Source organism: Fusibacillus kribbianus (genome assembly GCF_030053595.1).
GTDB classification, from domain to species: Bacteria; Bacillota; Clostridia; order Lachnospirales; family Lachnospiraceae; genus Lientehia; species Lientehia kribbiana.
Map to the genome: position 1 here is coordinate 15,345 of NZ_JASGBQ010000021.1, position 13,953 is coordinate 29,297.

The window sequence follows — 13,953 nt, forward strand, 5'->3', positions numbered from 1 at the left end:
TTTCCTCGCTTTCTCTTTCTAAATTATTTTCCAGCTTTCTGAAGCAAAAGAATTATACCATCTATTGCAATTTTTATCAACTGCACCTCTCCGCGATTCCGCTGTCTTCCCTCTCTAAGGTCAGATTCTTATTATAGTACGGATCTCCGGAGGACAAGATTTTTTTCCACTTTTTCATCATAAAAGCAGCCTCTCCGTTAAATCGTTCCACCTTCTCCGGCGTATTTTCCGCACCGCGGCTTTTTGACTCATAATGGTACAATTCAGCTCCGGGTTCAAAGACTATCAGGTATCCCTTGTCACGTACTTTAAGGCAGAAATCCACATCATTAAAGGCAACTTCCAGCTTTTCTTCCAGACCTCCAACCTCTTCAAACACCGTTCTTTTTACCATCAGGCAGGCCGCCGTGACGGCGCTCAGATCCTGTTGAAGGAGAGCCTTCATAAAGTGCCCCTCATAACCTCGCGGAAAGTATTTGAAAATATGACCGGCCACGCCTCCGATTCCAATGATAACCCCTGCATGCTGAATCGTATCGTCCGGGTAATAGAGCATTGCACCCACAATTCCCACTTCAGGACGCATACAGTCTCCCAGCATGCGTGTAAGCCATTCAGGCTCAATGATCTCTGTATCGTTATTTAAAAGCACAAGATAATCACCCTTGGCCTCTTTGGCGCCATAATTGTTTATGGCCGAATAATTAAATTTATCCTTCCAGTAAATAACCCGCACTTCCGGTATGTTTTCTATTTCTTTGTAATAATCAAAAATCTCTTTTTCTGTACTGTTGTTCTCTATAACAACGATTTCAAACTTCCGATAGGCTGTTTTTTCCATAATAGAGCAGATGCATTTTTCCAGGCTTTCTTTCTCATTCCTGTTCGGTATTAAAATAGAAACAAGAGGCTGAGACGAAAGCTCATAATCCACCCGATAAAATCCGGCATAGGGAAGTGAGGATACCGTTCCATTGATCCCCTGTCTCTTCAAATGAGCTTCAACCGCCCCCTTCCCTGCCGCATCGCAATACGCTTTGTTTCCCGCTGAATCGGCTGTGGAATTGCGGTGAATCCTCCAATGATACAATATTTGAGGAATATGAGAAACCTCCCGTGCCTTTTCTATGCATCGGAAAACAAAGTCATGGTCCTGCGCACCATCCAGATTTTTGTCAAATCCGCCTACAGAGTCCGCAAGTGTCTTTCTGACCACCAGAAAATGACAAATATAATTATTGCTTCGCAGCAGATCCAAATTAAAATCCGATTTGAAATAGGGATCCGTATACCGTACGGAATCTGCGGATATCTTATCCTCATCTGTATACAGCAAATCTGTCCCGGGCTTTTTATTCAGAAGGCTTACCGCCTCAAAAAGGGCGTTTTCCGCCAACGTATCATCATGATCTAAAAGCCCCACAAATTCCCCGGAAGCCATCTTCATGGCCTGGTTTGTATTTCCCGCAATTCCCTCATTTCTCTCCAGCTTTTTATAACGAATCCTCTTATCCTTCAAATACACTTCCACAGTTTTTTCAACACTATGATCAGCACCGCTTCCATCTGCAATGCAAAGCTCCCAGTTTCCATAAGTTTGCTTTTGCACAGACTCAATCATCTCACACAGATATTTTTTCGGAGTATGGTATGCCGGCACAATAATACTGATCACCGGTGCATAGGGAAACTCCGTATTTCTCTGTTTCTCAAGTGCTTTTTCTGATAACTTCGTTGTCTGACGCCAATGCTCATAGATTCCGGCTTCGTTAGAATACCGTTCTCTCCAGCTCTTCTGTAAAGCGGTCTTGCCGTGTGTAAAAAAGAATCCGATATCTTTTAATACCTGTCTCAGAGTAAGAGATTTTAGAATTTCTTTTCTGGATATATAAGGACCGATTTCCTTATTTGAGTCTTTTTTTATTCTTTCAGGTTTTACCGGAATCTTAACACTGTAATCATCGCATTGAATAATCAGCTTGTAAGTCTCTCCTTCTGACCCATGAAACTCCAGTTCAAATCCCATATCTTCAGCATCTTCGTCCACCTGAAACAGGGAATTGAGATCCGGTCGTCTGACCGGTTTATTCTCAAAATCCACTTCTGCCCCACGATTATTTCGCAGCTGAAATTCCGGATGCTCACCAAAAAGAGAATATACCCACCCTCTGATTACAATCAGATCATTTTCCATCTCGTATCTGTCTATGGCATAACTAATCGGATACCGTTTTATCATCCTTTGTATTCTGTAATACGGGAATCGATACTCTTCTTTCTTCTGACCTTCGCAAAACAGCAATCGAAACCCGTCTTTCAGCTTTTCAGCAGGAAATTCCCCGCAGACCCGAAACTCCTTATTCTGATTATGCTTCAATATTTCTTCCCTGCAAGAATTCATTGAAATCCTGGCCCGGGATAATTTCTCCTGTCCAAGCAGAACCTGCAGGCTGTACGATTGGTCTTTTTCCATCACACAACTGCCTTTAATACAAAACCGTATAACTGCCTTTCGTCTGGCAAAAAAAGCATTTTCAATCTTAAACTGTCCCATAATTCTCCTCAACCTTTATAATGAACCTGATAGATATAAATACCTGCCTCGTTGTACAATTCATCGAAATATACATATTGATTATCCACTTCTAAAACACTGTCTGATAAAACATATTGTACTTCTGTTAACTTCATATCCTTATAAGACAGACGGAGCCGCATCCAGTCCGGCTGAATGAGTTCAAAAGAAGTGTCTTCATCACAAAATTCCACATTTACATGGGCATATCTGTTATATATGTCATTGTATTGTTTCTCCGGATCCAGTTTATTCCACAATTCAAGATTCGGATAATCATTGATCGAATTGATTGTGGCAGAACCACAGGCTATCGAATAAGCAGAAAGCGGAGCTGTCTGGCTTACAGCGATCCACTTCTGTCCCGGATCAGCCTCATTAACCGAACGGATCTCCTTTGCCGCAGGTTTGCTGTCAATGGCATCAAAACCTCTTTGAATCGGCCGGACACATAATCCGCTCCCAACACAGACTATAATCAAAACAACATAGACTCCATTAACAGCATGCTTTTTGCATTTTATCAAAAGGCACATGCCGAACAACGTAAGAAGTACGAAAATTCCCACTACATATATTGTTGACATATAACCCGGAAAATACTTTTTACATACATATACACTTCCAAAAACAGTCAGTCCTGATATTCCCAACGCAATCGGCCATTTTATACTCCATTGCAGCCTGTCTTTTTCGCTGAGCAATATGATTAACAGATATACGCTGATTAAGGATATGACATCCATTGCCCGCTCTGAAGTTGAATAAGTTAATAATAACAGCTTTGACAACCACAGTGGAAATCCCACATATACGTATACAGTCAAAACAAGCCCCACTGCTATCAGACCATTGGCAAGCCAGTTTTTTCCTCTGGTTTTCACCGTATAAACAATACCTATGAGAAAAGGAAGCGGAAACAGCGAACAGAAGGTTCCTCCTTCTGAAGGGTTCCCCACATCCTTAAACGGATATAAAAAAGTCTGAACATAATAAAACAGCTTACCACTGCCTCCTCCCCCCAGAGAAACTCTTGCCCCCGGATATACAGTGGTCATCAGCCCTTCTAAACGCCCTGCAATTGAATATACATAAGTAACCACCAGAGCAATGCATGCTGCCAGCGCGGTTCCAAACAATAGCCAGTCAGCCTTTTTCTGTCCCTTTATTGCATCCCAGTTTTCATGAAAAATCCAAACCAGAAAAACCAAAAGCACATACGCCACAGGTACCTGCCAGGCCGGATAAAATATTGTAATAAAGTTTGCTGCCGCAACAGGCTCTCCTATGGCACACAAATACTTGATCTTTTTGTTTTCTGTTGTAAAAAAATAATAGAAAAATACAATAGCTGCATGAATAAAGAGCAAAAACGAAGGTCTTGCCCACCACAAATGAAACGACGAAAACGCTATAAGAGACGCCCCCAGCAGTGATAAAAGCTTTTTCTTTTTGGTAAGGATCAAAAAGAACTCAAAGGAAAACAGGAACGTGAGAATAAAGGTCGCCGTCCACTCAAAACAGAATCCATATTCAATTCCAAACAGTCGATAAAAAATTGTAAAAGCACTATATCCAAGATTTCCCAGATTATCAATTCCTACATGCACCGGATTAACCGTATCTGCTGCTCTGGCAATATCATTATATTTGCCAAACGGGTCTTCCAGAAAACGAGAAGAAAATACTCTCGGATTATTTGATACCCATTCATCAGAACGGATTGATCTGGCCTGTCCGAATAATGGCTCCGAAAATTCCGAACCCAACCCCGGCTGAACATAAGTATCATACATATACATGGAGTCGCCGTGAATTTTGTTCAATGTCAAAAATATGATAAGGCAGATTCCCACACACCAGCGATAACGGAACAAAAATCCATACAGCTTTTTTGCCCCTACAATCCCATGAAGTCCCAGAAATGCAAACGCAACCAGCAGGAGTTCAAACTGGACCCAAAATCTTGCAGATGACAAAATATCCGTAAGGACCATCCTGCGCGGTTTCGAAGGATTCACCGTGACAGTATCGACTTTAACTTTTATCCCCGTGGAATTTCCAATATCTATCCGTATGGAACTTGTCACTCCCTCACGCGGAAGTTCAAGTATTGTACTGCCTTTTTGTACCGTATAGAACCCGGACTTTTTTTCACTGAAAGTACTTCCTGCAGTGGTATAAAATACCTGAACTCTGCAATCCTCTTCCAGAGGCGCTGTCAGCAGGACCGTAATCCCTGAGATCGAACCATTTATATTATTTATAATGATCTGTGGATCCTCAGAAGCCGATACATACCGTTCGCCATCAAATGTATAATTAACATATTCCACATCCTGAATCACCGCACTGACCGGCTTGGCTTTTAGCATCGAAAATCGAGAATCCTGATATAAAGCCACACCAAACGCTGCCAGTAATACGATTAGAATAATCAGGCTGTTTTTTAACCATCTTTTTTTCTTAACCGGAAGACTGCTGGTCATCTCCATATTTTCTCCCTCTACCTCTTCTTCGCATTCACCCACAAATATATCTGTATCAGCTCGTTTCTCCAATGGCGGATCATCATGCTGACCCAGAGTTCAAACCGGTTCAGATGAACCGCTCCCAGGGCATTGTGCTTCTTTAAAAGATTCTTGTGCTCCAGATTGTAAGTCTTCCGGTCATCGTTGATCAGATTTCCGGTATTGGAATCATTGCGGACACGGAAGCCGTTGAGTTCCTCATGAATGACATAAATCTTGCCCAGGCAGGCCATACGGAGCCACATGTCAAAATCGAGGATATACGGAAACTCCGGATCAAATCCTCCCACCTGCTCGTAGGAGCTCCTGGGAAACATGGTGTTGCAGGGAGCGCCAAAAAAGCTTTTGAAAATCAGGGCCCGCTTTGCTACCTTTCTTCCATCCAGGATTCCGGATCTGGGATACCGTTTGAAACAGCCGGTCCGCTTGCCGTTTTCGTCGATGAGCGACGTGTCACTCATCACCAGAGTCACCTCCGGGTGGGCAAGAAGCGCCTTTAATTCCTTTTCAATGCTTTCTTCATAAAGGATATCATCGGCACAGATCAGCTTGATATACTCCCCTTTGGCCTCTGCCAGACACTTGTTCCAGTTGCCCGTCATTCCGAGATTTTTTTCATTCTTCACAAGGCGGATCCTGGGGTCGTCCATGGACTCCACAATCTTAACCGTGTCGTCTTTGGAACAGTCATCAACCACAACAAGCTCAATGTTTTTATATTTCTGATTTAGCACGGACTCCATCGTCCGTTTGATGTATACCGCACTGTTGTAGGCCGGAATACAAACGCTCACCAGCGGTCTCTTCTTCTTTTCCGTTTCCATACTCATTCCTCTGTTTTCTGCCCTTCCTGCTGCTTTTCGTCCTTCTTTGCTTCCTTTTTGAGAACCTGCTCCAGTTCGTTATCATCCAGAGCAATTTTCTGAACCAGTTCCTTAAGCTTCGTTTCCAGCTGAGAAATTCTCATAGACATGGAAAAGCATTTTATCAGCAGCAGGAAAATCATCAGCAGGAAGATAAAATTGGCGGTGGACATGGTCCCCACAAGGTCAGAAAGCCAATTGGCCGCCTGTGGGAAAACACTGAACACTACCAGAAGCAGGGCAAAAAACACCCAGAACATGGAATCTTCAATCTTTGCCCTCGACTGGCGGATCTTGCGGACCATAATCACCAGCACAAGAAGAGACATCAGAATTAATACACCGCGCAGCACCGTTGTCATCTGTCATCCCCTCCATTCTTCTTTCGATAGCGGCTGTCCCGCTTCCGGAAATTCTGGATCAGCAAAATGGAAAACAGCATTTTGCTCATATATTTCACCGCATTGACCGGATTCAGATAGCTGACACCGGCAATGCGCTCATCCATTGTCACCTGAACCTCGGCAACTTTCGCTCCCTGCTTGATCAGATAAGAAACCGTGTCCGGCTCCGGCCCGTAATTTAGCCCCAGAGCAAATTCCTCCACCATTTTCCGGCTGAACATCCTCATGCCTGAAGTCGGATCCTTCAGCTTTACGCCGGTCGTCAGGCGAATGGCTGCGGAAATCAGATTGCTGCCCAGCATGCGCATGCTTTTCGGTTTTTTCTCCGTCACAAAACGGGAACCGATCACAATATCGTAGCCCTCCTCCATTTTCCGGCGCATGCCCTCGATATATTCCGGCCGATGCTGACCGTCTCCGTCAAACTGGATGGCGTAGGCATAATGGTTTCTCCAGGCATATTTAAGCCCCGCCTGAAAGCCGCCGGCAAGTCCCAGATTCACCGGAAGATCCAACAGATTATACCCATTCTTCCGGCAGATCTCTGCGGTACTGTCCCTGGAGCCATCATTGACGACCACATAATCGAACTGCGGATAATTTGTCACAAGATTATCCACGACCCGCTCAATATTCTGTTCCTCATTATAAGCAGGTATCACTACCAGTACATCGGACATCACTTGTCCCCCCAATATCGTTTATTCAGACTGCAGGCCCGCACAAATCGTTTCGGCAGCCTTTTATATCGCTTTCCCAACAGATAACCAAGATATTTACATCCCGTTGTCCACACCATGCCGGGTATTAGATAGAATTTTCCACATTTTAGCAAGTATTTCACTGTGCTTTTCACCAGGCGCAGCCCTTCCCCCTCGGAGCGGATCCCTGCAAACACTTCCGGATGCTCCGTCTGGGAGACCGCCAGATCAAAATTCCGATGGAACTGCTCCCGGCCTGACAGATTGTGCGAATGGATCACTCTGGCTTCTGCCGCATAAGCGATCCCATATCCCGCCTTCACGGCCCGTCCCGCAAAAATCATATCCTCATTGAAAATCGTCCTATCAGGAAAACCTCCCTGTTTCCAAAACAATTCTCTTCGATATGCCGCGCATACATTGGAGGCAAAAAAGGCTTTGATTCCAAGCTCCGGAATATCCTCTGCAGTCTTTAACCGGCTCTTCTCCGGATAATTAAAGCTTCTTGTATAGCGCTCCACGGTTTTGCACTCCGGGGCCGGAAGCTGTCTTGCATAGGAAATTAAAATCTCCGTCTTCCGGATACCCTTATCTGTTTCCGAAACTGAAATGCAGCCGTTCTCTGCTCCGCAGAACACTCCGTAAAACGGGTTCATCAGCGCCTCTGTCAGCTCCTCATTTTCCGGCACGGCATCCTGCGTCATACAAAGGACGATCTCACTGTCACAGTAACTTATGCCCCGGTTTCTCGTTCCGCCGTGGTCAAACTCCTCCGGAGACAGAACATGGCATTCCACCGGGATCGTACTTTCCGAAATCCAGCGTTCCAGGCCGCCGTTTTCTGCCTGGCCGACAGCTTCTGTCACCATCAAAACGATCTTCTCCGGCTTTATCTTCTGCCGGTTCAGCATATACAGCAAATGTCCCAGTTTTTCGTCCGGCCTGTATACCGGTATCAGAACATCAAGCGTTCTGCTGTTCTTTTCTGTCATGATCCTTCCTCACAGCTTTCTTGTATTGATACCAGGCGCATATCAAAAATGTCATTACAACAACTGCCATGACTCCGGTGTAGGAAACCGCTCCGCCCATGATGCCGTAATGCTTTACCAGATAAGGAGCCGCCGCCACCGCCAGCAGAAACGAGAACCCATAACAGAAAAGTATCAGGATCTGCTTCCTCATGGTCGTCAGCGCATAATAGAGAAGCATGGCTGCCGCATTAAACCCACCGCCCAGAATCAGAATGACCAGTGCAGTTCGATATCCTCCCAGATCATGTCCAAACACCAAGGACAGCACCGGAATCCCCAGGACATACGCCCCCAGACAGCAGACCACCGTCAGTCCAACGATTCCCAAAAGCAGCTTTACCACAATGGACCGAAACCGCTTCCATTCTCCCAGCTCATAGCTTAATCCCATAGTGGTTAAAAGCGGCTTGAAAATAAATCCGCTTAACAGATTGATTGTCGAAGTCGGAAGATAAATATCCGTATAGTAAGTCACTGCCTCCTCTGTCATATAAGCGTCTATGGCATACTTCGCCGCATTGCAGATATAAAGATAAAGAAAACCGCCCACAAAAAGCGAAGTGCAGTCCCGCAGAAGTCCAAATACCTTTTTCCATGCTCTCGAAAATGCAATGGGCTCAAATTCTCCTATGATCACAAGGTCAAATACCGCGAAGGCAAATACCGCTGCTGCCACCGCCGCTGCACTGGCAATGACAATATCCCGGACAGCATATACCACAATAATAAACATGCCCCCGGAAAAAAGGGTACGAAAGGCCAATGATTTTCCGGCAATATCCAGACGTCCCTGCCGCTGAAATTCTCCTTCGAAAACATCTGCCACGCCATCCATCAGCTTGTAAAGGCACATGAGGAAGATCACGGTTCCCTTAACTGCTCCCGGCCTCGAGGCAAGCACATAGACTGCTCCTGCCACCGCCATGGCCACACTGGTGATCACTCTGGCTGAAAAATAATCCTGGAAGGAATACTGATGAGCCATATCCGTCACCTGGAAGGGACGCACCTCATAATAACCGATGGTCAGAAGAAGCTGCCCCGTTGTAAAGGCAATGGAAAAGATCCCTCCGTAATATTCTCCCGTTGCCCTGGCCGCCACTGCAAACAGAACAATACTGGCCAGCGCAAAGATCAGACTGCCGATGATATTCCATACTACATTTTTTCTTCCCTGGTTTTCTCCGTTTCCGAGAATCAGAGCTTTCCATTTATTCATTCCAGATTTCCAAACTCCTCTTCCGCCTTCTCCATGGCAGATTCGATCACCTTATCCATGTCGTAATACCGATACTCGGCCAGACGGCCTCCGAAAAGCACCTTGTCTTCCTTTTTCCCAAGCTCCGCATATCTTTGATAGAGGCTTTGATTCTTCTCATCGTTGACCGGATAATAGGGCTCCATGCCCGCTTCCCAGGCCACTGGGTATTCCCTCGTCACCACGGTTTTGGGATTGGTCCGATAATCCACGGTACAGTCAAAATGCTTATGCTCAATGGTTCTCGTATACGGCACCTCTCTGGCTGTGTGGTTGACTACTGCAACCCCCTGGAAATTATCCGTATCGTAAATATCATCCTCAAACCGAAGGCTCCTGTACTCCAGCTTCCCATAACAATAGCCGAAGTAGGCATCAATAGTGCCGGTATAAATAACCCTGCCTCCCATGGCATTAAAACGATCCCGGTCGGCCAGATAATCCGTCTCCAGCATCACATCACACCCCTCAAACAGCTTTTCTGTGATCACATTATAGCCGCCGATGGGGATACCCTGATAAGGGTCATTGAAATAATTATTATCATAGGTGTAGCGGACCGGAAGCCTCTTGATAATAAAGCTGGGCAGATCCCGGCAGTCCCGGCCCCACTGCTTCTCGGTATAGCCTTTGATCAGCTTCTCATAAATATCTGTTCCAACCAGTGAAATGGCCTGTTCCTCCAGGTTAGCCGGCTCGCCGGTGATGCCGGCCCGCTGAGCATCGATCTTTGCTCTGGCCTCCTCCGGCGTAGAGACGCCCCACATTTTGCTGAAGGTATTCATGTTGAAAGGCATATTATACATCTCGCCCCGGTAATTGGCCACAGGACAATTGGTGAAGCGGTTGAATTCGGCCAGATTGTTCACAAACTGCCAGACTTTTTTGTTGGAAGTATGGAAAATATGAGCTCCATAGCGATGGACAGGAATTCCCTCCATATTTTCACAGTAAATATTGCCGCCAAGCTGCTTCCTCTTTTCGATCACCAGGCATGTTTTTCCGTTTTGTCTGGCATACCATGCCATAACTCCACCGAATAATCCGCCTCCGACAATGACATAATCATATTTTTTCATAAGAACCCTTTCCGGCCCGCTTTATCCTCAGGGCGCACTTCACCTGTTGTGCATAGTTATTGTAATTTTACTATACTTCCCCGGTAAATGCAAGAACTCCGGCAGATCAGGCCGGAGTTCTAAGAATTTCTTTCGTTTTGTTTATTTAAATAACCGATTCAGTCCGCTGAACAGCGCCCTGTGAGACGCTCTCGTGATGTTGGGGCTGACGCCTACGCCGTAAGTCACTTTACCAGTGGCCACATCCATCACCTTGATGTACGCGGCGGCCTGTGCATGGGAGCCTTCGCCGAGGGCATGCTCGGAATAATCCAGCACCCGCACATGGACGTCAACCGTCTGCTCAATGGCTGCCCGCACTGCATCAATGGGACCGTTTCCGATACCCTTGGCGGCCAGGATCGTTCCGCGGTACTTGAAGGTAAGCTTCGCCTGGGTGTCGATCTCACCCACGTCGCTTGTCTCACAGCGGATAAAGTTGAAGGGCTCCTTGGCAGCCAGGTATTCGCTCTTGAAGAGCTCCATGATCTGCTCCGGTGCCACCTCGCCGTGGGCCTCGGCAACACCCTGAACCACGTCGGCAAATTCCTTGTGCATTCCTTTAGGAAGCTTGAAGCCGTAGAAGGTGTCCATAACGAACGCTACGCCGCCTTTGCCGGACTGGCTGTTGATGCGGACAATGGGCTCGTAATCCCGTCCCAGATCGGAGGGATCCACCGGAAGATAAGGAACCTCCCAGTAAGGATTGTTCCGCGCCTTGAGCGCCTTGACCCCCTTGTTGATGGCATCCTGGTGGGAGCCGGAGAAGGCCGTGAACACCAGCTTGCCCGCATAGGGGTGTCTGGGATCAATACTCATCTTGGTGCATCTTTCATATACTTCTGCGATCTCGCGGATATTTTCAATATTCAGCTCAGGATTGATGCCCTGAGAAAACATGTTGTAGGCAACAGTCAGCACATCCACATTTCCGGTCCGCTCTCCGTTGCCGAACAGGGTACCCTCCACCCGGTCTGCGCCTGCCAGAAGGGCCAGCTCTGTCGCTGCCACTCCGGTTCCTCTGTCATTATGAGGATGAACGCTCAGGATAATGGACTCCCGGTTCTTGAAATGGGTGTGCATCCATTCGATCTGGTCCGCATAAACGTTGGGAGTTGTCATCTCAACGGTAGCCGGAAGGTTCACGATCATGGGATGCTCCTTCGTCGGCCCCCATGTCTCCTGAACAGCCGTGCAGACCTCCAGAGCATAATCAAGCTCCGTTCCGGTAAAGCTCTCCGGCGAATACTCCAGGACGATCTCTCCGTCAAAATTCTTCGCCCGCTCCTTCACCATCCTGGTTCCCTCGATGGCGATCTGTTTGATCTGCTCCTTGTCCATGCCGAACACCACATCCCTCTGAAGGGTTGAGGTGGAATTGTAAATATGTACAACAGCCTTCTTGATTCCCTGAAGGGACTCGAAGGTCCTGTCGATCAGGTGCTCCCGGCACTGAACCAGCACCTGGACAAGCACATCGTCGGGAATCAGCTTTCTGTCAACAAGCTGTCTCAAAAAGTCGTATTCGATCTGGGAAGCTGCAGGAAAACCGATCTCAATTTCCTTAAAGCCAAGCTTCACCAGCATATTGAACATCTCGATCTTCTCTTCCACAACCATGGGCTCGATGAGAGCCTGGTTGCCGTCGCGCAGATCCACGCTGCACCAGATGGGAGCTTTCTCGATCTCCTTGCCCGGCCAGGTGCGCTCCGGAAAATCCACTACAGGTACCCGTTTATATCTCGTATAATTTAACATGATTTATCGTCCTTTCTTTATTCCAGTTATCAGTTTATGCTGCAGACATGCTGCAAAGTCATCCGGTTTTTCCTGCGGCCGTATTTACAACCGAAGCTCCTGACATAGTCGATAAATCACGCTGTATTTTCTTATAATGTACATTTTGCTTTTTGTGCCGTTCCTTTCAGTTCCAGCCCCATGTGTCATCAGTCCTATCTTTTTCATATTGCTCCGGCTACCGGAATCGACCGCCGTTTGGGTTCTTCCAGTATAACACACTCATTTCAGGATTACAATCAGATTTTCCTGCGATATCAGTCCCTTATTTTCCCCTTATACTCCTTCGGCGGCACTCCCTGCTTTCTTTCCCTCCACGGTCATACCCCACGTACAGATACATCACACCGGTCAGTACAAACCAGAACCAGGTGGTCGGATTGCTGAACCAGGTGGTAAAAAAGGAAAACACCAGATACATGGCAAGCTGTGCATAAAACAGCAGGGCAATGGGATTTTTCCTGCGTTCTTTCAGAGACGCCGTCTTCCGGCAGGCCATTCCCAGAATCAGGCCGAACAGGACCACTCCCGCAACGCCGAAATCGTAATAGGCATCATAAATCAGCGTCACCGTGGTCAGCTCCGTCTTTGTAATATAGATCGGAAAGCTTACCAGCTCGGGCTTCAGAAATTTGAGGCCCGTCAGGGCAAATACCGGAAAAAGCTGGCGAAGGCCCAGAGTGTGAGCCGGCAGCTCCCTGACCAGACAGTTAAAGTTGTCATAATTGTTGGCCACATACATGTAGGGCTGGGTAATAAAAATCGGTGTGGCGGCATTTTTCATTTCAAAGATCCCGTTCAGATATTCCACATCATGATTTCTGGCAACTGTAAGCCCCACATAAAGAGGAATCAGTGCTGCGATCACCAGAAGAACATAACGCAGCTTAAACTCCGGCCAGGCCGCCGCCGCGACGCAGACAGAAAGAAGCACTGCCAGCAGCAGCTGAAAACGGGACACACAGAGAATGGGGATCGCCAGTGTTGCCCCGCAGCACAGGCAGAGCACCGTCCACTCCCGCCCTGTGAGGGTCCCTTTCACTTTTTTATACAGCACCGACAGGGGCAGTACAAAAATGCTGCTGACCGTAAAATAATGGACGCCCGACAAATGAAAATAAGAATAGGCGTGAGGCTTGTCAGAAAACAACGGGATCTCCTTTATCACAACGGCCTCCAGGAGAAAGCAGGCTGCTGACACTGCCAGAACTGCATAAATGCAGCAAAGAAGCCGCCTGGCCGTCCGGTTCCCGCCAGCAGTCTCCGTCGGCTTCTGTCCCTTTTCAGGGACTGGATTCCCGGCATCCGATTTTCTTCGCTCCCATGCCTTCATCCCTTCATAGCCAAGGATAAAAGCCACATAAACCAGCGCAAAGCAGATCCAGGTGACGTTTTCCCAATCCTGAGCCAGTCTGGAAAGCTTCATGGCAGAAAGCGCCGTTCCACCGGTCCAGAACAGGGAAAATACTGCCTCCATCTGAAGCAGATCGTGTTCCCGGCTATAATAAAACAGATATCCTCCCACCGCCAAAACCATTAAAACAAAACCGGAAAATAGATATTCTCCGGTTTTGGCAAGAGCACAGGCCAGAACAACTCCGGCCATATAGACCGCCAGAGAGGCGGCCACAGCCTGAAAGGACCACCAAGCTGTGTTTTCTTTTCTCCTCAT

At 47.1% G+C, this 13,953-nt stretch carries 10 protein-coding genes; all 10 read right to left on the bottom strand.

Going from position 1 to position 13,953, the window contains the following annotated elements:
* Positions 1–76: 76 nt before the first annotated feature.
* Positions 77–2,377, bottom strand: a complete 2,301-nt coding sequence (locus tag QJ036_RS10535; protein WP_283231343.1) for a glycosyltransferase family 2 protein — start codon at positions 2,375–2,377, stop codon at positions 77–79.
* 185 nt (positions 2,378–2,562) lie between these two features.
* Positions 2,563–5,070: a DUF7657 domain-containing protein gene (locus QJ036_RS10540; protein WP_283231344.1), complete on the bottom strand. Its 2,508-nt coding sequence runs from the start codon at positions 5,068–5,070 to the stop codon at positions 2,563–2,565.
* Between the two features lie 11 nt (positions 5,071–5,081).
* Positions 5,082–5,930, bottom strand: coding sequence for a glycosyltransferase (locus tag QJ036_RS10545; RefSeq protein ID WP_283231345.1), 849 nt, complete (start codon positions 5,928–5,930; stop codon positions 5,082–5,084).
* Between the two features lie 2 nt (positions 5,931–5,932).
* Positions 5,933–6,331, bottom strand: a complete 399-nt coding sequence (locus QJ036_RS10550; protein ID WP_283231346.1) for a DUF2304 domain-containing protein — start codon at positions 6,329–6,331, stop codon at positions 5,933–5,935.
* On the bottom strand, positions 6,328–7,053 hold the full coding sequence (locus tag QJ036_RS10555) for a glycosyltransferase family 2 protein (protein ID WP_283231347.1): 726 nt from the start codon (positions 7,051–7,053) through the stop codon (positions 6,328–6,330). Before QJ036_RS10555 ends, QJ036_RS10550 begins: the two co-directional genes overlap by 4 nt.
* Positions 7,053–8,066 (bottom strand): glycosyltransferase family 2 protein, encoded by a 1,014-nt coding sequence (locus QJ036_RS10560; RefSeq protein WP_283231348.1) that lies wholly within the window; start codon positions 8,064–8,066, stop codon positions 7,053–7,055. The genes QJ036_RS10555 and QJ036_RS10560 overlap by 1 nt, the downstream gene beginning before the upstream one ends.
* Positions 8,038–9,327 (bottom strand): lipopolysaccharide biosynthesis protein, encoded by a 1,290-nt coding sequence (locus QJ036_RS10565; RefSeq protein WP_283231349.1) that lies wholly within the window; start codon positions 9,325–9,327, stop codon positions 8,038–8,040. Before QJ036_RS10565 ends, QJ036_RS10560 begins: the two co-directional genes overlap by 29 nt.
* On the bottom strand, positions 9,324–10,445 hold the full coding sequence (gene glf / locus QJ036_RS10570; RefSeq protein ID WP_283231350.1) for a UDP-galactopyranose mutase: 1,122 nt from the start codon (positions 10,443–10,445) through the stop codon (positions 9,324–9,326). The genes QJ036_RS10565 and glf overlap by 4 nt, the downstream gene beginning before the upstream one ends.
* Before the next feature lie 141 nt (positions 10,446–10,586).
* On the bottom strand, positions 10,587–12,242 hold the full coding sequence (gene leuA, locus QJ036_RS10575; protein ID WP_283231351.1) for a 2-isopropylmalate synthase: 1,656 nt from the start codon (positions 12,240–12,242) through the stop codon (positions 10,587–10,589).
* Positions 12,243–12,546: 304 nt separating this feature from the next.
* A complete protein-coding gene (locus QJ036_RS10580) occupies positions 12,547–13,953 on the bottom strand; it encodes an O-antigen polymerase (protein WP_283231352.1) in 1,407 nt (468 codons plus the stop codon).

Bases quoted from the DNA above. Each gene is read 5' to 3' on its own strand.
- QJ036_RS10540 (WP_283231344.1), bottom strand. From the start codon at position 5,070: ATGGAGATGACCAGCAGTCTTCCGGTTAAGAAAAAAAGATGGTTAAAA.
- QJ036_RS10545 (WP_283231345.1), bottom strand. From the start codon at position 5,930: ATGGAAACGGAAAAGAAGAAGAGACCGCTGGTGAGCGTTTGTATTCCG.
- QJ036_RS10550 (WP_283231346.1), bottom strand. From the start codon at position 6,331: ATGACAACGGTGCTGCGCGGTGTATTAATTCTGATGTCTCTTCTTGTG.
- QJ036_RS10555 (WP_283231347.1), bottom strand. From the start codon at position 7,053: ATGTCCGATGTACTGGTAGTGATACCTGCTTATAATGAGGAACAGAAT.
- QJ036_RS10560 (WP_283231348.1), bottom strand. From the start codon at position 8,066: ATGACAGAAAAGAACAGCAGAACGCTTGATGTTCTGATACCGGTATAC.
- QJ036_RS10565 (WP_283231349.1), bottom strand. From the start codon at position 9,327: ATGAATAAATGGAAAGCTCTGATTCTCGGAAACGGAGAAAACCAGGGA.
- glf (WP_283231350.1), bottom strand. From the start codon at position 10,445: ATGAAAAAATATGATTATGTCATTGTCGGAGGCGGATTATTCGGTGGA.
- leuA (WP_283231351.1), bottom strand. From the start codon at position 12,242: ATGTTAAATTATACGAGATATAAACGGGTACCTGTAGTGGATTTTCCG.
- QJ036_RS10580 (WP_283231352.1), bottom strand. From the start codon at position 13,953: ATGAGGAGAAAAGAAAACACAGCTTGGTGGTCCTTTCAGGCTGTGGCC.